Annotated in this window: 21 protein-coding genes and 1 pseudogene; 18 read left to right on the forward strand and 4 right to left on the reverse strand. The window is 39.9% G+C overall.

The annotated features are described in order from the left end of the window. Window positions 1-202: 202 nt before the first annotated feature. The 5 genes from ACOKFG_RS02005 to ACOKFG_RS02025 all read left to right on the forward strand — a co-directional run bounded on the left by ACOKFG_RS02005 (window position 203) and on the right by ACOKFG_RS02025 (window position 4277). Window positions 203-727, forward strand: coding sequence for a CAP domain-containing protein (locus ACOKFG_RS02005; protein WP_299170696.1), 525 nt, complete (start codon window positions 203-205; stop codon window positions 725-727). Window positions 728-833: 106 nt separating this feature from the next. Next, window positions 834-1373, forward strand: a complete 540-nt coding sequence (locus tag ACOKFG_RS02010) for a 3-hydroxyanthranilate 3,4-dioxygenase (RefSeq protein WP_422861766.1) — start codon at window positions 834-836, stop codon at window positions 1371-1373. A gap of 2 nt (window positions 1374-1375) precedes the next feature. Continuing rightward, window positions 1376-1747, forward strand: coding sequence for a DUF1304 domain-containing protein (locus ACOKFG_RS02015; protein ID WP_298792411.1), 372 nt, complete (start codon window positions 1376-1378; stop codon window positions 1745-1747). Window positions 1748-1820: 73 nt separating this feature from the next. Then, window positions 1821-3374: an aldehyde dehydrogenase family protein gene (locus tag ACOKFG_RS02020; RefSeq protein WP_422861767.1), complete on the forward strand. Its 1554-nt coding sequence runs from the start codon at window positions 1821-1823 to the stop codon at window positions 3372-3374. A 369-nt stretch (window positions 3375-3743) separates the two neighbouring features. Continuing rightward, window positions 3744-4277 carry a hypothetical protein gene (locus ACOKFG_RS02025; RefSeq protein ID WP_422861768.1) on the forward strand — a complete coding sequence of 178 codons (534 nt, stop codon included), beginning with the start codon at window positions 3744-3746 and terminating at the stop codon, window positions 4275-4277. Here ACOKFG_RS02025 and ACOKFG_RS02030 read toward each other — a convergent pair. Further along, entirely contained in the window at window positions 4274-4999 is a 726-nt protein-coding gene (locus tag ACOKFG_RS02030; protein ID WP_422861769.1) for a metallophosphoesterase, read from the reverse strand. The genes ACOKFG_RS02025 and ACOKFG_RS02030 overlap by 4 nt on opposite strands. Window positions 5000-5205: 206 nt before the next feature. On the opposite strand from ACOKFG_RS02030, the gene ACOKFG_RS02035 reads away from it, so the two are divergent. From ACOKFG_RS02035 to ACOKFG_RS02045, 3 genes are all read left to right on the forward strand, one after another. Next, on the forward strand, window positions 5206-8895 hold the full coding sequence (locus tag ACOKFG_RS02035) for a T9SS type A sorting domain-containing protein (protein WP_298792419.1): 3690 nt from the start codon (window positions 5206-5208) through the stop codon (window positions 8893-8895). Window positions 8896-8991: 96 nt separating this feature from the next. Then, window positions 8992-9420, forward strand: a complete 429-nt coding sequence (locus ACOKFG_RS02040; RefSeq protein WP_298792421.1) for a hypothetical protein — start codon at window positions 8992-8994, stop codon at window positions 9418-9420. Between the two features lie 46 nt (window positions 9421-9466). Beyond that, window positions 9467-10411 carry a carbohydrate kinase family protein gene (locus ACOKFG_RS02045; RefSeq protein WP_298792422.1) on the forward strand — a complete coding sequence of 315 codons (945 nt, stop codon included), beginning with the start codon at window positions 9467-9469 and terminating at the stop codon, window positions 10409-10411. 14 nt (window positions 10412-10425) lie between these two features. Here the strand turns inward: ACOKFG_RS02045 and ACOKFG_RS02050 are convergent, their stop codons facing one another. From ACOKFG_RS02050 to ACOKFG_RS02060, 3 genes are read right to left on the reverse strand one after another with little or no spacing between them, the layout of a single operon-like run. Beyond that, entirely contained in the window at window positions 10426-11562 is a 1137-nt protein-coding gene (locus ACOKFG_RS02050) for an ATP-binding protein (RefSeq protein WP_298792423.1), read from the reverse strand. Next, window positions 11559-12320 (reverse strand): SDR family NAD(P)-dependent oxidoreductase, encoded by a 762-nt coding sequence (locus ACOKFG_RS02055; RefSeq protein WP_298792424.1) that lies wholly within the window; start codon window positions 12318-12320, stop codon window positions 11559-11561. The genes ACOKFG_RS02050 and ACOKFG_RS02055 overlap by 4 nt, the downstream gene beginning before the upstream one ends. A gap of 9 nt (window positions 12321-12329) precedes the next feature. After that, window positions 12330-13202 carry an aldo/keto reductase gene (locus tag ACOKFG_RS02060; protein WP_298792426.1) on the reverse strand — a complete coding sequence of 291 codons (873 nt, stop codon included), beginning with the start codon at window positions 13200-13202 and terminating at the stop codon, window positions 12330-12332. A gap of 157 nt (window positions 13203-13359) precedes the next feature. Between ACOKFG_RS02060 and ACOKFG_RS02065 the strand changes: the two genes are divergently transcribed. The 10 genes and pseudogenes from ACOKFG_RS02065 to ACOKFG_RS02110 all read left to right on the forward strand — a co-directional run bounded on the left by ACOKFG_RS02065 (window position 13360) and on the right by ACOKFG_RS02110 (window position 24436). Beyond that, window positions 13360-14361 carry an AAA family ATPase gene (locus tag ACOKFG_RS02065; RefSeq protein WP_298792428.1) on the forward strand — a complete coding sequence of 334 codons (1002 nt, stop codon included), beginning with the start codon at window positions 13360-13362 and terminating at the stop codon, window positions 14359-14361. A gap of 70 nt (window positions 14362-14431) precedes the next feature. Then, the gene (locus tag ACOKFG_RS02070) at window positions 14432-15298 is read left to right on the forward strand and encodes a DUF58 domain-containing protein (RefSeq protein ID WP_298792431.1); all 867 of its coding nucleotides are present in this window, start codon (window positions 14432-14434) and stop codon (window positions 15296-15298) included. After that, window positions 15298-16935 (forward strand): BatD family protein, encoded by a 1638-nt coding sequence (locus tag ACOKFG_RS02075; protein WP_298792433.1) that lies wholly within the window; start codon window positions 15298-15300, stop codon window positions 16933-16935. Before ACOKFG_RS02070 ends, ACOKFG_RS02075 begins: the two co-directional genes overlap by 1 nt. Next, entirely contained in the window at window positions 16936-17934 is a 999-nt protein-coding gene (locus ACOKFG_RS02080) for a vWA domain-containing protein (protein ID WP_298792435.1), read from the forward strand. It begins immediately after the preceding gene. A 3-nt stretch (window positions 17935-17937) separates the two neighbouring features. After that, window positions 17938-18983: pseudogene (locus ACOKFG_RS02085) on the forward strand (VWA domain-containing protein). A gap of 19 nt (window positions 18984-19002) precedes the next feature. Further along, window positions 19003-19854 carry a tetratricopeptide repeat protein gene (locus ACOKFG_RS02090; RefSeq protein WP_299487262.1) on the forward strand — a complete coding sequence of 284 codons (852 nt, stop codon included), beginning with the start codon at window positions 19003-19005 and terminating at the stop codon, window positions 19852-19854. Beyond that, complete coding sequence (locus tag ACOKFG_RS02095; protein WP_422861771.1) at window positions 19854-21638, forward strand: BatD family protein; 1785 nt, start codon at window positions 19854-19856, stop codon at window positions 21636-21638. The genes ACOKFG_RS02090 and ACOKFG_RS02095 overlap by 1 nt, the downstream gene beginning before the upstream one ends. 2 nt (window positions 21639-21640) lie before the next feature. Beyond that, the gene (locus tag ACOKFG_RS02100) at window positions 21641-22399 is read left to right on the forward strand and encodes an SH3 domain-containing protein (RefSeq protein WP_422861772.1); all 759 of its coding nucleotides are present in this window, start codon (window positions 21641-21643) and stop codon (window positions 22397-22399) included. 92 nt (window positions 22400-22491) lie between these two features. Then, on the forward strand, window positions 22492-22764 hold the full coding sequence (locus tag ACOKFG_RS02105) for a hypothetical protein (protein ID WP_422861773.1): 273 nt from the start codon (window positions 22492-22494) through the stop codon (window positions 22762-22764). A 79-nt stretch (window positions 22765-22843) separates the two neighbouring features. Next, window positions 22844-24436 carry a SulP family inorganic anion transporter gene (locus ACOKFG_RS02110; RefSeq protein ID WP_422861774.1) on the forward strand — a complete coding sequence of 531 codons (1593 nt, stop codon included), beginning with the start codon at window positions 22844-22846 and terminating at the stop codon, window positions 24434-24436. The last annotated feature ends 10 nt before the right edge of the window (window positions 24437-24446 follow it).

Genomic DNA, 24446 nt, shown 5'->3' on the forward strand with positions numbered 1-24446 from the left:
TGCACTATATGAACTGCATGCTTTTCCCGATGAATGGGATTCGATACATCGTGCTTTTTGGTATTTTATGGGGGTTTAGTGCAACTCATCGGATTAATTGATCCTCCTATGGAAGAATTATTGTCAACGCAATTTCCTCCTCTAGCTTAGGCCCTTAGAACACATGGGATTAGAGAACAAATCCCAGCGATTGCCCCCGAAAATGAAAAAAATATATTACGCTTTTATAGCCGCGGCTTCCGTGGTTGTGCTCAGTACATGCAGCAAATCTTCAGAAGTTGAAGAGCAAACCGATCTTTCAGGTTCATTTCCTGGTAATGAAAAAGTGATTATCGACGCTTCAAAAATGGAAGAGGAGGTTCTTGATATGGTCAATGAACATCGATTATCTATAGGTGCTTCAACCTTGATTTCCAGTCCTTCATCTTATAAATATGCCAAAGACCACAACGCTTACATGATTTCCAAAAACAAACTGAGCCATGACAATTTTGCCCAGCGAGCTTCAGGAATTGCCTCAGAAATCAGTGCGGTTGAAATCGCGGAAAATGTAGCAAGGTTTTATACCACTGCAGAATTGGTGGTTGACGGATGGTTGAACAGCAGCTCACATAAAGAAACCCTGGAAAAACCCTTTACGCATACTACATTGAGTGTGCAATTGGACAAAGATGGACGCCCATACTTTACCCAAATATTTATAAAGGTAGAACCGGACAACCCATAAAACAGTTGTTATAATTGGTGCTAAAAAAGACCTGCAAATTGCAGGTCTTTTTTGTTAAGGTGTATGTTGCAAAAAGTTTTTATACCTTTCACAAAATCATTGTGAAATGGCTATACAGTCCCCATTTAATCTTAATAAGTGGATAGAGGAAAATAGAGATACGCTGAAACCTCCAGTTGGTAATCGAAATCTTTATAAAGATGCAGGTGATTACATTGTGATGATTGTAGCTGGACCCAACGCACGAAAGGACTACCACTACAATGAAACCGAAGAACTCTTTTACCAATTGGAAGGTACCATTGAGGTACATATTCAGGAAGATGGTCAAAAAAAAACCATGCAATTGGGTCCAGGCGATATGTACCTTCACCCAGCCAAAGTTCCTCATTCACCAGTGCGCCATGAAGGATCTATTGGTTTAGTTGTGGAACGAAAAAGGGCAGAGATGAATGTGGATGACGGTTTGCTTTGGTTTTGTGATAACTGTAACCATAAATTGTATGAGGCCTATTTTACCCTCAACGATATTGAGAAAGATTTTTTAGGACATTTCGAGCATTTTTATGCTTCCGAAGAGCTCCGTACCTGTAATAATTGCGGCACTACCATGCCCGTTGATGAACGTTTTATAGCAAAAGATTGATTATGCTTATAGCCGGAAAATTCTTCATTGCACTAGTTGCAATCTTGCATCTCTATTTTTTGTGGTTAGAGATGTTTGCTTGGACCACCAAAGCCAAAAAAGTATTTCGCTCCCTACCTGAGCATCTTTTTGAGCCCACCAAAACATTGGCTGCAAACCAAGGCCTTTATAATGGTTTTTTATCAGCCGGACTCATTTGGTCTCTATTGATTACAAACCAAGAATGGCAATTATACGTTGCCTTGTTTTTTTTAGGGTGCGTTGCAGTGGCGGGAATATTTGGAGCGCTTACCGCTTCCAAAAAAATATTCACTGTTCAAGCACTGCCCGCACTAATCGGAATTGCGCTTTTGCTTTTATCGCATTTCCTTTAAAAACTTGGTTTCACTCTCTCGTATTATTTGTAGTTTTGAAAAAATATAACAATTCACGCTTAAAAAGTTATAAATGTCAAAAATTGCAACGGCTTTTGGAATGGCCGAAGCCCTAAAGCAACTTGGGCTAACAGAAGTAAACAATGGAACTTCAACCGGTTCAGAAAACTTTGGTTCAGGTGAGGTAATCGAATCGTATTCACCGGTTGATGGTGACCTCATCGGAAAGGTAAAAACCACTTCCAAAGCAGACTATGAAAAAGTTATGGATGCTGCGACCTCAGCCTTTTCAGAATGGCGTTTGGTTCCTGCTCCACAAAGAGGAGAAATTGTCAGACAATTTGGAGATAAACTTCGTGAGCTGAAAGAACCTTTGGGAAAATTGGTTTCCTATGAAATGGGAAAATCCTATCAAGAAGGTTTGGGAGAGGTTCAAGAGATGATAGACATCTGTGATTTCGCAGTAGGGCTTTCAAGACAGTTGCACGGGCTGACCATGCATTCTGAAAGACCTGGCCATAGAATGTATGAGCAATATCATCCATTAGGTGTTGTTGGTATCATATCGGCCTTTAACTTTCCTGTTGCGGTTTGGGCTTGGAATACAGCTCTTGCCTGGATATGTGGCGATGTCTGCGTATGGAAACCCTCTGAAAAAACTCCAATGTGCGGCATAGCTTGCCAGAACATTATTGCAGATATTTTAAAGAAAAATAATTTACCAGAAGGAATTTCTTGTCTTATCAATGGCGACTATAAGGTTGGGGAATATATGACCAACGATAAAAGAATTCCTTTAGTTTCAGCTACCGGGTCTATTCGTATGGGAAAAATTGTAGCCCAGGCAGTAGCCGCACGATTAGGAAAATCACTTTTGGAGCTTGGTGGAAACAATGCCATTATTGTCACCCCTGAAGCCGATATCAAAATGACTGTTATTGGAGCAGTTTTTGGGGCCGTAGGTACGGCAGGTCAGCGTTGCACCTCTACACGAAGACTGATTATTCATGAATCAATCTATGACCAAGTGAAGACTGCCATTACGGATGCCTACAAGCAGCTTCGTATCGGAAACCCTTTGGATGAGAACAATCATGTTGGGCCACTTATAGATACGGATGCGGTTAATATGTACACCAAAGCTCTGGAGGAAGCCAAAAAAGAAGGCGGAAACATCTTGGTTGAAGGTGGAGTACTTACGGGTGAAGGCTACCAAAGCGGTTGCTATGTGAAACCGGCAATAGTTGAAGCTTCAAACTCTTTTGAAATTGTTCAAGAAGAAACTTTCGCTCCAATTTTATACTTGCTAAAATATTCAGGTGAAGTTGAGAGTGCCATTGCTCAACAAAATGGTGTTGTGCAAGGTCTTTCTTCTGCAATCATGACTAATAACTTAAGGGAGGCTGAGCGCTTTTTATCTGCTTCCGGAAGTGATTGTGGAATTGCCAACGTAAACATTGGTACCTCAGGAGCTGAAATAGGAGGAGCATTTGGAGGTGAAAAAGAAACCGGCGGAGGTCGTGAAAGTGGATCCGATGCTTGGAAAGTTTATATGAGAAGACAGACAAACACAATCAATTATACTACCGAGCTTCCCTTGGCACAGGGAATAAAGTTTGATCTATAAAAAAGAAAATCCGCCTATTTTCGACGAACTTGGAAAATAGGCGGTTCTTATAAAACCAACTTAACTAACTCAAACTTTAAAAAAATTAAACCCTACTTCAATGCCGGAACTTCGTCGGGAGAAATAGGGTTCCTTACCTAATATATACCTCAAATTTCCGCATAATTTTCCTGCTCCAATACAAGGATGGTATCACTGGTCTAAAAAATTGTATGATTGGTTCTTTTTTGTTCGTCATTAGTTGATGTGCATTGTTGGATTCTGACCGATATCTTCGTAAGCAACTCACATTCTTTGGGTTAAACTCCTCTTTTTTAGCATTTTTTTAATACTTTGTGGGTGCAGATAACTTACACTAACCCCATAATAATGGATTTTGAGCATATAAATGTTTGGTACTGGGCCCTAGTAGTTTTAGTAGGACTCATGGGTGGAATTATTGGTTCCTATTGGGGCAAAGCCAAAAGTTCATCTGATAAAGAGATGGAGCTATTGCAAAGTGAGAACGAGACCCTCAAAGGGCAGTTGGAAGCATGTCAAAAAGAACAATCCCAAGTAATCACTCCACCAAAAGTTGAAACACCATCGGCCTTAACTGAAAACAAATTCAATGCGACCGCGGCCAAAGAGGCTTTCGGAAAAAAGATAAAAGAAAACGACCTTACTCTAGTTGAAGGAATTGGCCCGAAAATCCAAGGATTGTTTCACGGTCAAGGTATTAAGACTTGGAAAGCACTATCTGAAACTTCCACTGTAAAGTGTCAAGAATTGTTGACTTCAGCCGGTAAAAGATACCGGATACATGACCCCGCCTCATGGCCCATGCAAGCGAAAATGGCCTACAAAGGACAGTGGGAAGAATTGGCCAAATGGCAAATAAAGCACAAGTCAGGAAAGTTTTAGTTCCTTCCCCTTTCTCCTGGATAAAAGATGTGAACTGGGTCGCTTTGCCAAAATTGTTTCGTTTCTACATCCATCATCGTAAGCTGACCCTTAAAGGCAGTTCCCGTATCGACATTCCACACATTTGCACCTCTTAAAGGGGTAGCGATTGTTTTCTTTGAAATTGGAGTGTGGCCAATAAAAATCTCTTTATAATGAGTTAACCTTTTGGGGAAATTAGGGTCTTCACGTTTTAATTGAGGGTCTAATGCTCTAGCCAGTTCCCACAATGTGCGGTCCCAATAGAAGAGCTGGTCAAAATATTCAAAATCAACCCCTTTTAAATTGGTATATCCTGCATGAAGGTAAAGTCTGTTGTCGTCATCTAAAAAATAGTTTTTCAATCCAGCATAGAAGTCAAGATGGGGTTTCCAGTTTTCTCTTCCAGCTTCGAGATAAGAATCACGTGTTGCCGTACCTCCATGGGCAAGCCATTGCGGATTCTCTTCCTTCGTCAATAACCAATGTCTGCAGAGTTCATCATGGTTTCCTCTAATAAAGGTGCAATTGTGGGTTTTATTCAAACCGATCAAAAAATCTACTGTTTCCACGGCCGTGCTCCAGCCATCAACATAATCTCCCAGAAAAATCAAGTGGTCTTCGCTATTTACATCAGCTCTCTCTATGAGCTGCATCAATGCCCTCAATCCCGAATGGATATCTCCCACAACCAATGTCCGCATGACGAAATTTTTGGCAATGATACATAACAAAAAAATTGACCGCTAAAATTTGACGTAAAGTTTTTATTAATGATATCCTTAAAAAACCATTAATACGTTTTAAGTTTCCATTAACAAGGTATTTCATCGATTCTATACAGAATTATTTAACACGTATATTGATTTTTGTTATATTACTATGCTAATTTATTTTTAATCAGAACTATATGAAAAAACCTCTACTCACTAAACCATTGTACTTTTTATTGGGCGCACTTTTTCTCCTTACTTCAGGAGTCAATGCCCAACAATTGAAAAAGACTCATGATGATGCTCCACAAAAAGGTCATGACCTTTATAAGAAATCAAAAATTTATGATAGTAAAAAAGGTCCTGTCGGAGTAAAACCTCAAGCCGTGGGAGATCGCGCACTAGACCGTCTGGAATATGAGTTCCGACAAGTGCAAAACCCTTTCACCAAAACAATTCCACAAGGCATTCTTGACAGAGAAGCCGAGTTTTCAGGAAAAATAGATTCTACCGACATTCAATCCCAAATGTCAAAAACATATGGGGGCGAAGCGTCTAAAAAAAGGTTCTTTTATTTTAGAAACAGAGGGCCCGCAAACGTTGGGGGAAGAACCCGTGCACTTGCCATTGACATGCGCAATGAAAATACCATACTTGCTGGTGGGGTTTCAGGCGGATTATGGCGCTCTACCAACTCCGGTGAAACTTGGAGAAGAGTAACGCGCAAAAGACAATCGCCTAGCATAACTTCCATTGTTCAGGATCCAAGAAAATACCGTCAAAATATTTGGTATTATGCTTCGGGTGAACGATATGGGAATTCTGCAGGTGCACCTGGTGCCTTCTACCAAGGTTCGGGTATTTACAAGTCGTATAACAACGGACGAAGTTGGTTCAGAATGCGCAACACTTCGGACAACGACGTCACTTCTTTCTCTTCCTTTGATTTGATCAATAGTCTAGCCGTTCATCCTGCGAACGGACATGTATATGCCGCTACTTTTGATGGTCTCTTCCGTTCAAAAAATGGCGCAAGATCCTTTGACGAAGTTTTACCAAGTGGATTCGATAGTCAAACAGAAGTTATTATTACCCCTGGAGGAACAATCTATGCAACAGCTGATATTTTTGCTGGTGAAAATGCAGGATTTTTTACCTCCCAAGACGGGGACACATGGACCAACATTACGCCGGAAGGTTTGTTTCCGTCATTTGGAAGAACAGTGATGGCCTATGACCCATCAGATGAGAATAGAGTATATTTCTTTTCTTATGATGCAAGCAATGCCGGAGAAGCCTTTCTCTGGAGATACCAGGCGGATGCCGAAACTCCGGAAGAGCAATGGGTAGATCTTACAGCCAATCTTCCAACAACTATTGGAGGTCGCGCTGGAAACCTAAATCTTCAAGGTGCTTATAACATGATAATTAAGGTACATCCCACCAATCCTGATTTGATATTTTTGGGAGGAACCAACCTTTATAGATCTACGACTGGGTTTACAACACCTACCGGGTTTGATAGCTGGATCGGTGGTTACACGATTTTCGCCGATAGTTTCGCGCTTTATCCGAACCATCACCCTGATCAGCATAATTTGGTCTTTTTACCATCAAATCCTAACAAAGCGATTTCAGCCAATGATGGTGGAGTTCAAGTTACTGAGGATATCAGCATAACCACCGAACCGGTAAGTTGGACCTCATTGAACAACGGATACATAACAACCCAACCTTACGCAATATCCATAGATCCAGAAGGAAATAGTCAAGATGTACTCGCAGGGTTCCAGGATAATGGAACTTGGTTTACAGATTCCACGAATGGAAGTGATCCTTGGGAAGAAGATTTTGGTGGTGATGGTTCATTTAATGCCATTGCTGATGGAGGGCGTACCCGATATGTTTCTGCTCAATTTGGAGTGGTGTTCCGTTTCAACTTTGACGAAGCCGGTGAATTTGTGTCGTTTACAAGAGTCCAACCAGCCGGAGCTTCCGGATTTGATTTTGTAGCTCCTTTCATTCTGGACCCCAACAACGACAACATTATGTATATGCCGGCAGGGGATAGAATGTGGAGAAATAATGACCTAGATGGAATTCCACTGTTCTCCAATGCTCCAACCTCTGTAAATTGGGTTGAGCAAGGGCAGACTGCAACGCCAGATGGATCGGTTATTTCCGGTTTGGACGTTTCCAGGTTTCCGGTAGCGAACAGATTGTATTACGGGACATCTTCGGGAATGATATTCAAAATTGAAAATGCTAATATTGATGATCAACCCGCAGTAGATATTTCATCAGGAAAAGGTCTTCCAGAAGGGAACATCAACCAAATATATGTGGATCCCAATAACTCCGATATGGTAGTTGCGGTATTCTCTAATTATGGAATCCAAAGTATTTTTATGAGTAGAAATGCCGGTGAGACCTGGCAAAGTATTAGCGGTAACTTGGAAGAAAATAAGGATGGGTCAGGTAATGGACCATCGGTACGTTGGTTCGCCATTAGCGGAAACAATAATATCTATTTTGCTGGAACAAGTACCGGTCTTTACGCGTCATTCTATTTGAATGGTGATCGCACACGCTGGTATCGTGAGCCTGCAATAGTTGGAAATGTGGTGGTTCCTCAAGTACGAACTCGTGAAGATGGGTTTATTGCTGTTGCGGCCCATGGAAATGGAATCTACAATGCCAAGTTCTATGCATCACGTTCTCCAGAATCCAAATTGAGTGTTGCTTATTTGTTGGAAGACATGGTTCTTCCATTAAGCAGTCCCGATAAAGAGGTCAATGTAAAAGACCTATTTGTGAATTCAAGAGGAAGACCAATTTCCGTGGAATTGACCAATTCAAATCCTGATTTGGTCACTGCGATTTTGGAAGATGATGTTATAAAGTTATCCTTTGCACCTGGAACGGAAGGTTCTGCAGCAATCGGACTTATCGCTACTTCTGGAAGAGAGCAAGTCTCCGAAGGCTTTACGGTTACCCTTACAGAGTTTCCGATTTACGAGCAAAATGATGTAGCCGTGAACAGTAGTCCTTCCCAACTGATTCCTGATTTTGGAGGAGCATTGTTACAAACGGCAGATGATTTTATCGTTCCTGAAGGAAGTCAATGGACAGTAAATAACATCCTAGCATTCGGTGGTGCAAACAACAGTCCACTTTTAACCAGCGCTTCCGTGGCAATTTTTACCGATAACGGTGGAGCTCCCGGAGAGCTTGTTTATACTAGCGGAGCAGTAGTGCCAACATCTGACCCCAACAATCCGAATCTAAGTATAGACCTTCCCGAGGAGGTGGTATTGCAAGCAGGAACTTATTGGTTGTCTGTTTATGCCAATTTGGATTTCTTACCTGATGCGACCCAATGGTTCTGGTCTACTCAGGCCGGGTTGATTGGAAATGAATCTTCATTTAGGGATACGGCGGACCTGTTCGGAACTGGAGCAGTGGATTGGACCGCGAGGAGCCTTGTGTTTGGTGGAGGACCTGAAGATCAAATATTCCAGATTTTTGGAACCGTTGACAGTGCTTCAACCGGAGATACAGCTGTGGAAATAGCACCTTCGGGAGTAGCTGGAGAAACTGCAGGAGACACCACGCCGCAAAATTTGGCAACGGTTGAGCCTGAAATTGTGACCGCTGTCTGGCCTAATCCTTCGGCAGACCAATTCTCATTTGCTGTTAAGAATAGTACAGATTCAAAACTAAGTACCCAAATCTTTAATATTTTAGGTCAAAAAGTATTTGAACAAACAGAAGTTGACAGTTCAGAGCCATTTGTTTGGAATGCATCTAACAGCCCTGCAGGTGTTTATTTCGTTAAAATAATCGGAACTAATACCAATACTGATTTTAAGATAGTTAAGAAGTAATCTTTTATACATTGACAAAAAGGCGCGATTAAATCGCGCCTTTTTTATAACATCCATATACTATTCTTTTTACGTATATCCCTTAAAACAAGACATATGAAACCCCTCATCTTTTTATTGCTTTTCGCTTTAGGAAATTCATGTGACAAATCAAATGTTGTTGCTCTAGAGGAAAATGCTCAAAATGAAGAAACCGTTCAAAACGAAGAGATAGAAATCGACCAGCAGTTACTTGGCCCAAACGAAGTTATTTTCAAAGTCAAAATGATTGGTGAAATGGAAAGTAACAAAGAAATCTGTGGGTCTTCCAAGCAATATGTTACTACTGTGGAAATCATAGATATCGTAAAATCCGGAGGTAGTTTGAATCAAAAACTTTCAAACAAACAACAATTGACTGTTGCCTTTCTTTTTAATCCGGAAGGTTTAGATAAAGACATGGTTTTAGAGGCAAAAGCAAAAGAATCTTTATGCACGGATACCTCAACCTATTTTACCATTATTGGTCATAAAATTTTGGAGTAGCACCTTTTTTCTCCTTACATTAGAAAGCTTAATCTTCAATTCTGGGATGAAAAAAGTATTTTGTGTAGGGGAGCTATTGATTGATTTTGTAGCGGAAAAACAAGGAAACGACCTTTCAAAAGCTATTACTTTTACAAAAAAAGCAGGCGGTGCTCCTGCCAATGTAGCCTGCGCCATTTCAAAACTTGGTGGCAAAAGTTTCTTTATCGGCAGTGTTGGCAACGATCCTTTTGGTAATTTTTTATTGAATGTCCTTAAAGATCAGAGGGTGGATATTTCCATGGCCCAAACCTTTGAAACCTTTACCACTTTGGCTTTTGTCTCTTTGGCAGAGGATGGGGAACGTGACTTTGTGTTTAGTCGGGGTGCCGATAAGGAATTGACCTACGACCCAGCCCTTCGCAAAAATTTTCATGGAAATTTGATGCACCTTGGAGCGGCCACGGCCCTACTTGGAGGCAGTTTGGAGATGACCTATGGCAAATACCTGTTTGATGCCCTGACCAAGGAAATGTTTATCAGCTTTGATCCCAATTTTAGACAAGATCTTTGGAAGGATAATGAACAGAAGTTCATTAAAAAATGTATGCCTTTTATTGAAAAATCGCACCTATGTAAATTCAGCTTGGAGGAAGCACAGATTTTATCTGGAAAAGAGGATGTGTATCAAGCTTGTAATGTACTGCACGATGTTGGAGCAAGAATCATTGCAGTTACATTGGGCAAAGAAGGTACTCTTTTAAGTATAGGAGCAAATCAAACCATGATTCCCAGTATTCCAGTTAAACCTGTGGACACAACAGGTGCAGGTGACGCATTTATAGGTTGTCTACTCTACCAGATAGCCAACCTTGACAATTTTGAACAGATTTTTGAAAGCACGGACATTCTTTTAAAAATGGTCGAAATAGCCAACAAAGCAGGGGCAATTACCACCACAAATTATGGGGCCATCATAGCGCTACCAAACAAAGCGGAACTTGGATTATAACTTTCTAAGTTGAATTAATTATACCTTACTTTTCTAAGTATTCTCAATGATTCTTTTAAGGATTGGTAAACCATCTTATTATGGGCCTTTAAGATAGCCCTCGCCGACTCCATTTGTTCCTTTGCTTCCTCAAAACCGTTCAAATAACATATAAGATACGTGGCAGGTAAATGAGTAAGGTCATCCGCTTCGGTTTTATTCAGGGCAATCTTGTTTTTTAATTTTTGCAGTAGTGAATTGTTGGAATTCAGTACATGGTACAAGGTCTTCTTATCGTATTGAGGAGGGTCAAAGACCAGTTTGCTATTGATGCTATATTTTCCATTCTCTGAAAATGTGATCACCATTTCTTCCAATGGGTAATACCTCTGCTGTGTCCCAAGTCCCAACTGCACAAATTCCATCATGCTAAAGGAATCTTCATTATAGGTGATTGTGATTTCATCAAGGGCTGAATAAAACAGTTTCACCTGTTCATTGATTAGCTCAATATCGACCCGAGAGTAATAGGTTTTGTTCTTTGCAACTTTTTTGTTTCCTGCCCAGCAAACCACAAATTGTTCTTTAAAAACCTTGTAGTCACGGGTCAAATCAGCATGTCGCGTATTAATAAAGTTGATTACGGCATCTAGAGTTAACTCAATATTGTTTCGGGCATGTTGCTCTATTATTGCAACGGCTTCTGAATTAATATCTTTTAACTCAATATCGAATGCCTTGGGAAGACTTATACTCCCTTCTCTAAAAAACACTGCACCGCCATAGTACTTCCATATATTTTTCCGTAGTGCGCAAACCTTTCCATTCGATTTAATAGTGACCAAGCCAACCACCTTTCCTTCAGGCAGATGAGGAAAGGGAATATTCTCATAAGAAATTATTGGAGGGTTATCCAAGTAAGCATTTACCAAGTTTTGAATCTTGCTGTCATCAAAGAAATCAACCCCAACAATTTCATTATCGGCATCTTCCACTCCTACAACAATGAAGGAGTTGTTTTTGGGGTTACTATTGGCTAAGGCACAAACATGTTTTAAAAATTTGGCCTTACCTTCTTTTTCACCAATGGAAATAAAACGCTTTTTGTCATAAAAACTGTTCTCGTCATTATGAGCCAAAAGATTTTTGACCAATAGGCGTTTGTTGATCATAATTCTTTCTTCACAATAGTACTACTCGCTTGGGCGGTAGGCATTACCACCAAATCTGCAATATTGACATGATAAGGTCTAGAAATGGCAAAATGAATGATTTCTGCAATGTCTTGAGGCTTCAATGGTTGATATCCCTTATAAACCTTATCTGCTTTATTTGAATCTCCTTTAAAGCGAACATCACTAAATTCTGTTTCCACCAAACCTGGGTTTATTGCGCCTACCCGGATGCCATGTTCGTTTAAATCCAAACGCATGCCCTGGTTAATAGCATCTACAGCATGTTTGCTTGCACAATATACGTTGCCTTTGGGATAAACTTCCTTCCCAGCGGTTGAACCAATATTGATAATATGGCCCGTCTTTCGTTCCACCATTTGAGGCAAAATTGCATTGGATACATATAGCAACCCTTTCACATTAATGTCTAGCATAGCATCCCAATCGTCAGTACTTCCCTGATCTATATAATCCAACCCATGGGCGTTTCCAGCATTGTTAATCAAGATATCTATTTGCGAAAAGTCCTCAGGAAGTGACTCGGCGGCTTTGTGAACTGCTTCCTTGTCACGAACATCAAAGTTTAAACTGTGAACCGATGTTGTCTTGCCTAGCTCATCTTTTAAGGCATCAAGCCTATCCTGTCTTCTGCCACAAATGACTAAATTAAATCCCTGCTTCGCCAACAGTTGTGCTGTCGCCTTTCCGATGCCACTCGTAGCACCTGTAATGAATGCTGTTTTTTTCTCTTCCATATGATATTTTTATGGCACGCTATTTCCTTGACTTGCCTCCAAAAGTTCAAACCAATCTTGTAGGTCCAAATCAATCTTTATTGCTTTAGCAGATAGTTCAATTCTGTCTTTATTAGTGGTTCCAATTACGGGGTGCACCCTAGATGGGTGTTTTAATATCCAAGCCAACAGCAGTTGACTTTCCTCTACATCGTACTTTTCGCAAAGTTCTGTCAATTTTGCTTTGATTCGTTTGGTTTGCTCACTGTCCTCCCTATAAACACTCCCTAACGGACTCCAGGCCATGGTCATTCTTTTCCTAGATATACAATCATCAAAAGTGCCATTATACATAGGAGTATCATGGGTCAATGAAAACTCAACTTGATTGGCCGATACCGGAATTGTGTTTTCCAACATTGCAATCTGTGATGGGGTAAAATTGGAAACTCCGAATTCCTTTATTTTACCATCACCCTTTAATTGGGTTATTGCTTCGGCAATTTCATCAGGCTGCATTAAAGGGCTTGGCCTATGCAAAAGCAGAAGGTCCAAATATTCTGTATGTAGTTTCTTTAAAGATTCCTCAACCGACCAAGTAATATAATCCTTGCTGTATTCATAATGTTTCACCCGGTTTTTCCTCCCTGATGTCATTTGAATACCGCATTTGCTAATAATTTGAATATTCTCCCTCTGAACACCGCTTTCGCCAAAGGCTTCACCAAAATCCGCTTCGGTAGTATAATCTCCATAAATATCGGCATGGTCAAAGGTGGTGATTCCGTTTGAAATACAATGACCCATCAGGTCGATTATTTGATTTTTGGAAAGTTTCTTGCCCCAACTTCCCCAAGTCATAGCCCCGGCTATAATTCTTGAATAATTATTCGTATGTTGCATAAAGAATGAAATTATAAAATTAAACCCTTAAATCCTTCATAAAACTAGGGGTTCAGCGTTTTTTTTAACCATTAATTAACAGGTGGATTTTAAATTAATTTTCATTTTGCACTTCTTAGAAAAACACTGACATTAACACTTTACAATTATTATTTGTATGGAAGAAAACACTACTATTGATATTAGTGCTGTGAATGAAAAAATTGCTAAGGAAAGTGCTTTTATTGACCTCCTTACACACGAGATGAACAAGGCCATTGTAGGCCAAAAACATATGGTAGAACGCTTACTAATAGGGCTTTTGGGAAAAGGCCACATATTATTGGAAGGTGTTCCCGGGCTTGCAAAGACCTTGGCCATTAATACCTTGGCAAAAGCGGTAAAAGGCGATTTTAGTAGAATTCAATTTACTCCTGATTTGCTTCCAGCGGATGTGGTGGGAACCTTGATTTATAACATGAAGGAGAATGACTTTTCCATTAAAAAGGGTCCTATTTTCGCAAATTTCGTATTAGCAGATGAGATTAACCGAGCGCCTGCAAAAGTGCAATCCGCACTCCTTGAGGCAATGCAGGAAAAACAAGTTACCATTGGCGATGAGACTTTTAAGTTAGAGGCTCCATTCTTGGTAATGGCGACGCAAAACCCTGTTGAGCAAGAAGGAACCTATCCACTGCCCGAAGCTCAAGTGGACCGTTTTATGCTTAAAACTGTAATTGATTATCCAAAACTGAATGAAGAGCAGTTGATCATCAGACAAAATTTAAGTGGGTCAAACGAGCCAGTAAAACCTGTAATTACGCTAAAGCAAATTTTAAGTGCCCAAGAAGCGGTTCAGGATGTTTACATGGACGAAAAAATTGAAAAATATATTTTGGATCTGGTATTTGCTACCCGTTATCCAGAAAAATACAATCTTGAAAGTTTAAAACCCCTTATCAGTTTTGGTGCATCTCCAAGAGGGAGCATCAATTTGGCCAATGCTTCAAAATGCTATGCATTTATAAAAAGAAGAGGATATGTTGTTCCGGAAGACGTCAGAGCGGTAGTTCATGATGTGCTAAGGCATCGTATTGGGATAACCTATGAAGCCGAAGCTGAGAATATCACTTCCGAAGAGATAATAAATAAGATTGTAAACGAGGTAGAAGTACCTTAGGGTTCAACATTTCTTGTTAGGGCTGACCAGCTAAAAACTGTGACAAGAACGCCATATTTCTTTGAACCAAATGGATACAAAAGAGCTACTTAAGAAGGTACGTAAAATCGAGATAAAGACGAGACGTCTCTCTGACCATATTTTTGGTGGAGAATACCACTCTACCTTTAAAGGTAGGGGTATGACCTTCAGTGAGGTTCGCCAATATCAGTTTGGTGATGATGTTAGAAGTATCGACTGGAACGTTACCGCCCGCTACAACGAACCTTATGTAAAAGTTTTTGAAGAAGAACGCGAGCTCACCATGATGTTGATGGCTGATGTAAGTGGATCAGAGCTCTTCGGAACCTCAAACCAATTTAAAAAAGAAGTCATTACCGAAATCTCGGCCACCTTGGCTTTTTCAGCCATGCAGAATAATGACAAAGTAGGTTTAATCTTGTTTTCTGATGAAGTTGAACTCTTTATTCCTCCTAAAAAAGGAAAAAGTCATGTGCTACGAATCATACGCGAACTTTTAGAGTTTTCTCCAAAAAGCAGTGAGACCAATATTGCGGAAGCCTTAAAGTTCTTGACCAATGTAATGAAGAAAAAGGCCATTGTCTTTGTGCTTTCTGATTTTATAGCCGATGATTATGACAATACCCTTCGTATTGTGGGAAATAAACACGATGTAACGGGTATCAGGATATTTGACGAGCGAGAGGAGTCCATTCCGAATTTAGGAATGGTTCAAATGCAGGATGCGGAGACCGGATTACTTCAATTAGTGAACACCCGCTCTAAAAAAGTGCGCAATGCCTACGGAAAATTTCACCAGGAAAAAGTGGACTACTTTCAGGATTCTTTTACAAAATCGGGTTCAGGAGTCATCAACTGTAGAGTGGACGAAAGCTACGTAAAAAAATTGTTGGGTTATTTTAAACGAAGGGGGTAATGAGCGTGCAAGGTTTAAAATACAACTTGGTAATTGTAGCAGCAATATTGCTCCTGCCCTTCCTTGGATTTTCGCAAGATGGTTCTAAAGTGTCAGCAAAAGTTGATACCACTTCCATTAAAATAGGAGAACAAATTCGATATACGGTAACTGTTGAAACAGATTCTCTGAACATTGTCCATTTCCCAGAAGGACAAACCTTCTCTCCGTTAGAAACGGTGGAGGCGATCATGAAGGATACCGTGAAAAATCAAAATAAAGTTATTCTTCAAAAAGTATACGCCCTAACACAATTTGATAGTGGCGCTTACACCATACCTCCACAACGTATTGCCATAAACGAACAGCCATTTTTAACAGATTCATTCCAGATTAAGGTTGCCGATGTGGTGGTCGACACCACTAAGCAGAAAATGTTCGACATCAAACCTCTGATTCAGGTTGAAAAAAGCTATGCTAAAATATGGATGTGGATTCTTTTTATTCTCTTAGGACTTCTTATTGTAGGCGGACTGGTCTATTGGTTCTTTTTAAGAAAGAAGCCGTTGACTGAAGAAGAAAAAGAAGCTTTGCTACCTCCATACGACCGCGCATTGTTAGAACTAAAGCGTTTGGAAAACTCCAGATATCTCATCCAAGATGAGTACAAAAAATACTATTCAGAGCTTACTGATATTGTTCGCTCCTATTTGGAAGAAGATGTACATGTTTCCGCCATGGAAAGTACTACAGGGCAGTTAATTGCCAAGCTAGAAATGCTTAAAGATGCCGGTGAGCTCAAATTGGAAGATGATACCATAGTCCAATTCCAAAAAATACTCGAAACAGCTGATTTGGTCAAATTTGCCAAATCAAAACCGCCGACCTCAACTGCGGAGGAAGATAGAAAACTGGTGGAACAGATTGTGGTAAAAACCCATGATGCACTTCCTGAGCCAACGGAAGAAGAATTAATGCTTACGGAGGAGTACCTGGAAGAATTGGCCAAGAAAAAGCAACGAAAAAAAATCTATTGGGCTGCTGCCATCTTTGTTGGAATTTTGTTTTTAGGAGGGGCGTTTTCAATTGCCTACTACGGATTCAAGGAAGTTAAGGATACTGTTATTGGACACCCAACCAAGGAGCTATTGGAGGGCGAATGGGTGACAAGTTCATACGGTTATCCACCTATAGATTTAGAAACTCCCGATGTTCTCGTAAGGCAAGAGTTGGAAATACCTCAACAGATTTTGGACAGCATCCAGGACATGCAAACTTTTACTTACGGAAGCTATATTCAGCATTTGTCCATTAGCAGCACTTCGGTGATGTTTAAAAACAATCAAGGAGACCCAGATTTTGAAGGAGCTGTCGGTTCCGCTCTCGGTATTTTTGAGCAAGTGGGTATTAGGAATATAATAACCAAGCAAGAGGAATTCACCACCAAATCAGGAGTTGCCGGGCTTAAAATGTTTGGTTCTGGGAATTTTAAAAATCCAGCAACACAAAAGTCGAAAAGATTAAAATACAATATTCTCTTGTTCGGAGGAAAAGGATTTATCCAACAAATAGCCTTGACTTGGGAGGATGGAGATGAATATGCAGAGGAAATAGTGACAAGAATATTAAGTACGTTGGACGTAAAAACGCAGGTATAAATGTTTGAAAATGTAGAATTCGCAAATCCACAGTTTTTTTGGTTGCTCCTGTTGCTCCCATTGGCTTTGCTATGGTATTTTTTCAAACGAAAAGAAGAAATTCCTTCGCTAAAAATATCGAGCATAAAAGGATTTACAGTTGGTAGTTTGGCTTCCAAGCTTAAACCGCTGCTATTTGTGTTGCGCCTATTGGCCTTGGCCGCTATAATAACCGCTTTAGCCAGACCGCAAACTGAAGATATTTCAACCCGAACAAAAACCACCAAGGGAATCGATATTGTAATGGCCATCGATGTCTCATCAAGTATGCTGGCCAGAGATTTAAAGCCCAACAGACTTTCAGCATTAAAAGATGTGGCAGGGGATTTCATCAAACAACGCCCCAATGACCGTATCGGATTGGTGGGGTACGCTGGAGAAAGCTATACGAAAACTCCGATTACAAGTGATAAGTCAATTGTATTAAGTGCCCTGCGAGAAATCTCATATGGAGAATTGGAGGATGGCACCGCTATTGGAATGGGATTGGCCACTTCTGTAAACCGATTAAAAGAGAGCAAAGCTATTAGTAAAGTAATTATTCTATTGACGGATGGTGTGAACAATTCAGGCTTTATTGAACCTTCGACCGCGGCGGATCTGGCTGTTGAGTTCGGAATCAAAACCTATACAATAGGGCTTGGAACCAATGGAAATGCATTATCGCCAGTGGCTTATAATAGAGATGGCACTTTCAGATATGGAATGCGCCAGGTTGAAATTGATGAAAAATTGCTCAAGGAAATCGCCAAAGATACTGGCGGAAAGTACTTTCGGGCAACCGACAATGAAAAGTTGGAAGAAATTTATGATGAAATCAACAAACTCGAAAAAACCGAGATTGAAGAATTCAAATATTATAAGTATGAGGAAAAGTTTAGACCCCTGATTTTGCTGGCAGGAATTTTGTTGTTGTTAGAATGGGGACTGCGAAACTCAATCTTTAAAAGTTTTATTTAGTATATGATTCAGCTTGACGAAAAGGCATATTTCTATCTTTTAGCTATCATCCCGGTGATGGCCCTGGCTTTTTTCTTCTTCAGGTCTGGAAAAAAAAGACGCAACGCCAATTTGCTGATACCAAATTATTGCGAAGATTAGCTCCCAATAAATCTATTTTCAAGCCAGCATTGAAATTGATTTTCCTTTTATTGGGTCTTACATTTCTTATTTTGGGATTGGTAAATCCTAAAATTGGGACAAAACTGGAGACCGTCAAACGTGAAGGTGTTGACATTGTATTTGCCGTAGACGTTTCCAAAAGTATGTTGGCCGAGGATATTGCACCAAATCGATTGGAAAAAGCAAAAAGATTGGTCTCAGAGATCATAAATCAATTGGCCAGTGACCGAATTGGGATTATCGCCTATGCAGGTCAGGCATATCCACAGTTGCCTATTACAACAGATTATGGTGCCGCCAAAATGTTCTTACAAGGCATGAACACTAATATGCTATCATCACAAGGAACTGCAATCAATGCTGCCATTGACCTTGCCAGCACTTATTATGATGATGCCGAGCAAACCAATCGAGTGCTGTTCATTGTATCTGACGGAGAAGACCATTCGGAAAGTTCCACTCTTGATGCTGTTGAATATGCCACCCAAAATGGGATTCGAGTTTTTACTATTGGTGTTGGCAAACCTAAGGGAGCACCTATCCCCATTAAAAGAAATGGTGTAGTTGAAAGTTTGAAGAAAGACAACCAAGGAGAAGTGGTAATCACGCGTCTTAATGAAACCATACTATCCGAAATAGCCAGCGAAGGTAACGGTGAATATATTGATGGAACCAATACCGAAAAAGCGGTTGAGTATATTAAAGAACAGTTGAACCAAATGGACAAAAAAGAATTCGAGGCCAAGCAATTTGCCGAATACAAGGACCAATTTCAGTGGTTCTTGGGCATAGGTCTTTTATTTTTATTTTTGGATATTTTCCTTTTGGACAGAAAAACGAAATGGTTGAAAAAGCTAAATCTTTTTAATGAACATGATGATGCATAAGATAAGATTATTGTTTGCCATGCTCATTTGTACTGTAGTAGTGACACATGCGCAAGATGATGAGGCTGCTAAAAAAGCTCAGAAAGCATTAAGGAACTCTACCGACCTAACCTGGGAAGCTAACAAAGAGCTTACAGCAAATGATTTTCCCACAGCCGAATCAGATTACCGTAAGGCTATATCAAAAAGTGATGAGAATACTGTAGCCCCATTTAATCTTGGAACTGCTTATTACAATAGAGAAAGTTATGGTGAAGCTTTTGGTCGGTTTAAGCAAACTGGTGAAAAGACAAAGGAGAAACCGCAAAAACATAAGGCCTTTCACAACATGGGCAACGTACTCATGAAAAAGAAGGACTATCAACAGGCAGTGGATGCATATAAGGAAGCCTTGCGAAACAATCCAAATGATGATGAGACCCGTTATAATTTAGCATTGGCCAAAAAGATGTTGGAAAAACAGCAGGACGAGCAAAACAACCAAGATCAAGATAATAAGGACAATCAGGATCAACAAGATCAAAAGGACAAAAACCAAGATCAGAATAACGAAGGCGATAACGATAAGGACAAGGAGGGTGATCAAGATGATAAGGAAAACAAGGATAAAGGCGATGAAGGTGATAATGGAGAAAATAAGCCTGAAGAAAATAAAGAAGGTGATGGAGATGAAAAGAAAGAACAAGAAAAAAAGCCCAATGAAGGTGATCAGCCTGAAGAGCAAAAACAACAACCCAGACCAAATCAGCTTTCAAAACAGCAGATTCAAAATCTGTTAGAAGCAATGCAGAACGAGGAAAAGAAAGTCCAGGAAAAAATGGAAGCTAGAAAGGTCCGTGGCAAAAAAGTAAAAAACGAGAAAGATTGGTGATGTATAAGTCTTGGGGCAAATTTTTAATACTTATTCAAGTGTTCCTCTATTTAGGAACTCATGCGTATGCCCAAGAAGCAGAGGTTTCGTTTGAAATGAAACTGAGCAAGGAAAAACTGGGCATCAACGAACGTCTTCGGGTAGAATTTACGATGAACAAGGATGGGGATAATTTTAATCCCCCGCCGTTTCAAGGTTTTAAGGTGGTCATGGGACCATCACAATCCATAAGCTCATCATGGATCAACGGAAAACGGAGTTTTTCAAAATCATATTCCTATATCCTTGTGCCCACTGCCCGTGGGAAGTTCTCAATCAAACAGGCCACCATTGAGATTGACGGCGAGACCTATAAAACCTTGCCCAAAACTGTAGAAGTCACTGCAGCTGTGGATAAACCAAATGATTCCAAAACAGTAGATGATGTCGCCGATGAAAATCTTCATTTAGTTGCTGAAGTTTCCAAATCCAATCCTTATTTGAACGAAGCAGTAACTGTTGTATACAAACTATACGTTAGTCCGGATATTAGCGTGACGAACTATCGCCCCCTGGATAATCCTAAATACAACAATTTCTGGAGCCAAGATATTCCAGTCACCAAACATACAGCACAAAATGGCACTTATAAAGGAAAGCCCTATCGTTATGTAGTATTGAAAAGGGTTGTACTCTACCCGCAAAAATCAGGAAGCCTAGAGTTGGAACCACTTTCCTTGGAAATTTTTGTGGACGTTCCCACAAACCGACGTGACTTTTTTGGTGGTCGGATTTATAAGCAGGCTAGCAAAACAGTTTCCGCTGGAAGAAGAACATTACAGGTAAAAACATTGCCAGAAGCTGGAAAACCAGCAAATTTTGGAGGCGCCGTTGGTGATTTCGAATTTTCTGTTTCCGCAAGTAAAAAGCAACTGAATGCCTCAGAATCATTGCAGGCTAAAGTAGAAGTAACAGGAAAAGGAAACCTTAAACTTTTCCAGTTGCCAGAACCTGAATTGCCCAGTGCCCTTGAGGTATATGAGCCAGAGTATGATGAAAAGGTTCGAACTCTCAGTACCGGCATGGAAGGTAAGGTGACAAACAATTATACCATTGTTCCCGCATATCGGGGGAAATATCCGATTCCAAGTATCTCTTTTAGTTATTTCAATCCGAAGAGTAAAAAATACGTAACCCTCGAATCTGAAGAAATCAACATTGAGGTCTTAGAGGGTCCTGTTAGTTCCACCTCAGATAATAGTGTAGTTTCCAATACCAATCAAAAATTTGTAGTTCCCACCGGAAAGCAGTTTCATTTTATTAAAATCAGACCCAATCTCACCAAGATTGGAACTAATTACTTCTTTGGTTCAAACAAGTTCTATCTTTTACTGTTCGCTCCATTATTGCTTATTCCAATAGCGGTTTTTTCATTCAAGAAAAGGGAAGCTATCGCGAGCGACGTGGCAGGGAATAAAATAAAAAGAGCCAACAAGCTTGCAAGAAAGTATCTTTCTACTGCAAAGAAAGAATTGGGCAACAAGGAGGCATTTTACGTAGCTCTGGAAAAGGGCCTTCATAACTACCTGAAAGCGAAATTGAAAATTGAAACTTCCGAATTCAGTAAGGAGAAAATCACTGATATCCTGACACAAAAAGGCGTAGCCTTATCTGATCTTGAAGGCTTTATCAGTTTGCTCAAAAGCTGTGAAATGGCACGTTATAGTCCATTTTCAGATGTACAGATGCAGAACGATTACGAAAAGGCGAGTGAGGTGATTTCTAAAATGGACAAACATTTATGAATATGAAAAAATTGGTCATCCTGGTTTGTTTTTTCTCATTCTATATTGGGACATCACAGAACACCGCGCTATTCAATCGTGCTACCGAGCAATATAATAAAGGTGAATATTCAAAATCCATAGAAGGCTACGAGAAAATTCTTGAGAACGGAGAGCATTCCGCCGAGCTGTATTTTAACCTTGGAAACTGCCATTACAAGTTAAATGCCATTGGACCCAGTATTTACTATTATGAAAAGGCACTTCTGCTAAAACCAAACGATAGCGAAATACTCAACAATCTAAGCTACGCACAAAATATGCGACTTGATGCTGTTGAAAAGATGCCCAAAACGGAACTCGGACAAGCCTACGAAAGCTTGGTCAATTTCTTATCGTTTGACCAATGGTCGTATGTAGCAATTTTATTGATTAGTCTATTTGTGTTGGCTTATCTCGCTTATTTCTTTTTGCGTTACGCTACCCATAAGCGAATTGCTTTTACAACAGGCATTTTTTCACTGATTCTAGGTGGAATTTGTGTTTTGCTCGCCTATTTACAATATCAAGATTTCAAAAATGATAACCCTGCAATCGTTTTTAGTAAAGAAATCAGGGTAACTTCTGAACCTAATGCCAACAGTGAAGCTGTCTTTACATTGCACGAAGGCACCAAGGTAAATGTTTTGGAGCGCTTCAATAATTGGAACAAAGTCCGAATTGCTGACGGACAAACGGGTTGGATGCTTGAAGAAAATCTTAGATTGTTGAAGAATTTTTAAAATTTATTTAACAGAAAGATCATTGTTTAAACTTATTTTAGCTAAAAAGAGCCCATTTGCTTAAGACTATTGCTCATCCATTAATTTGCTTTATGCTAATATTTTCCATATTGGCTCCCTCTGTATTGCCTTTATTGGACAGAGATTGCGAGTTAATGGCTTATGTGGATACTCCTGAGGAAAAGAAGGGTAAAGAAAAAGAAACCGAAAAAAAGTTTGACGAGAAGAATTTATTCCTCGATCAAATTTCCTCTTTGGACGGAACTCTTGACTCAAATAAGAGTACCAGTGATACAGGATATCGCTTCTCCGTATTAGAATTTCACTCCGAAATTCTGGTCCCTCCTCCTCGAAAATTGGTTTAACCACCATACTTTTTATTAAATCAATTTTCAATTGTCTCCGACCTAAAAACTAAGTAGGGGGCGCAACTTATTTATTATCATGTTTAAGTATATAAAAAACGACTTGCCAGCAAGTATCGTAGTATTCTTTGTGGCGTTACCATTATGTTTAGGAATAGCCTTGGCTAGTGGTGCTCCCCTGTTTTCAGGACTTATTGCGGGTATTGTTGGAGGAATTATCGTAGGGGCGCTCAGTGGGTCCCAAATCGGTGTTAGTGGACCAGCTGCCGGTTTGGCCGCGATTGTTTTAACAGCCATAGGAACCCTTGGTGGTTTTGAAAATTTTTTGGTGGCCGTTGTTCTTGGGGGACTGATCCAAATAGTTTTCAGCATATTAAAAGCTGGTGTAATCGCATATTACTTTCCATCCTCTGTGATTAAAGGAATGCTAACAGGAATCGGAATTATTATCATTCTAAAACAGATTCCACATTTCTTTGGATATAGTGCAAATCCAGAAGGGGATTTTGCCTTTTTTCAGGTAGATGGTGAGAACACCTTTAGTGAAATCATAAACGCACTTAATTTTATTAGCCCTGGGGCAACAATCATTGCTGTTGTCGCCTTACTCATCCTAATATTATGGGATAGAGTGCTAAGTAAAAAAGCCAAAATATTTCAATTGGTACAGGGTCCGTTAGTGGCAGTTGTGCTGGGTATTGTGTATTTTTTGTTCACCCAAGATAACTCTGTATGGGGTATAAGCAAAGACTTACTGGTGAGCGTACCCGTTCCGGAAAGTGTGGAATCTTTAGGTAATCTGTTAAGCTTTCCAAATTTTGCAGTAATAGGTCGTTCAGAAATATGGGTGACAGCATTCACCATAGCCTTGGTAGCAAGTTTGGAAACGTTATTATGTGTCGAAGCCACCGACAAATTAGATCCTTTTAAAAGAACGACTCCGACAAACAAGGAATTATTGGCGCAAGGGGTAGGTAATAGTATTTCAGGTTTATTGGGAGGACTTCCAGTAACCCAAGTAATTGTAAGAAGTTCAGCGAACATCCAATCTGGTGGAAGAACAAAAGCTTCCGCCATTATTCATGGTTTCTTCCTTTTGATCTCAGTATTGTTGATTCCCAGATTGCTGAATATGATTCCTCTTTCTGTTTTGGCTTCAATTCTACTAATTGTAGGTTATAAATTAGCTAAACCAGCTTTGTTCAAAAAAATGTACAAGTTGGGCTGGAAGCAATTTATCCCTTTTACGGTTACCGTTTTTGGTATTGTTTTTACCGATCTTCTAATAGGAATAGGGTTAGGTCTAATGGTAGGTATTGTGGTGATTTTATTGAAGAGCTACCAAAATTCACATTTCCTTCATATCGAGGATAAAAGTAATGGCAAGCACAAAATCAAAATGACCTTGGCCGAAGAAGTAACCTTCTTTAACAAAGGAGCTATTCTTAAGGAACTAGACAGCCTTCCTAATGACACCTACCTAGAACTAAATGTTTTTAATACCAGGTATCTGGACAATGATATCATAGAAATACTTGAAGATTTCGCCTTAAAAGCTAAGCAACGAAATATAGACATTCAATTAGTTTCGGAACGAGGTATAGAGGAAAATCCAGCTAGTTACATCGAGTTCTTCAGAACCCGACCAAAACCAAATCCAAGTTTAAATTAAAATAATAAAT

The organism is Flagellimonas rhodophyticola (genome assembly GCF_049332665.1).
GTDB lineage: Bacteria > Bacteroidota > Bacteroidia > Flavobacteriales > Flavobacteriaceae > Flagellimonas.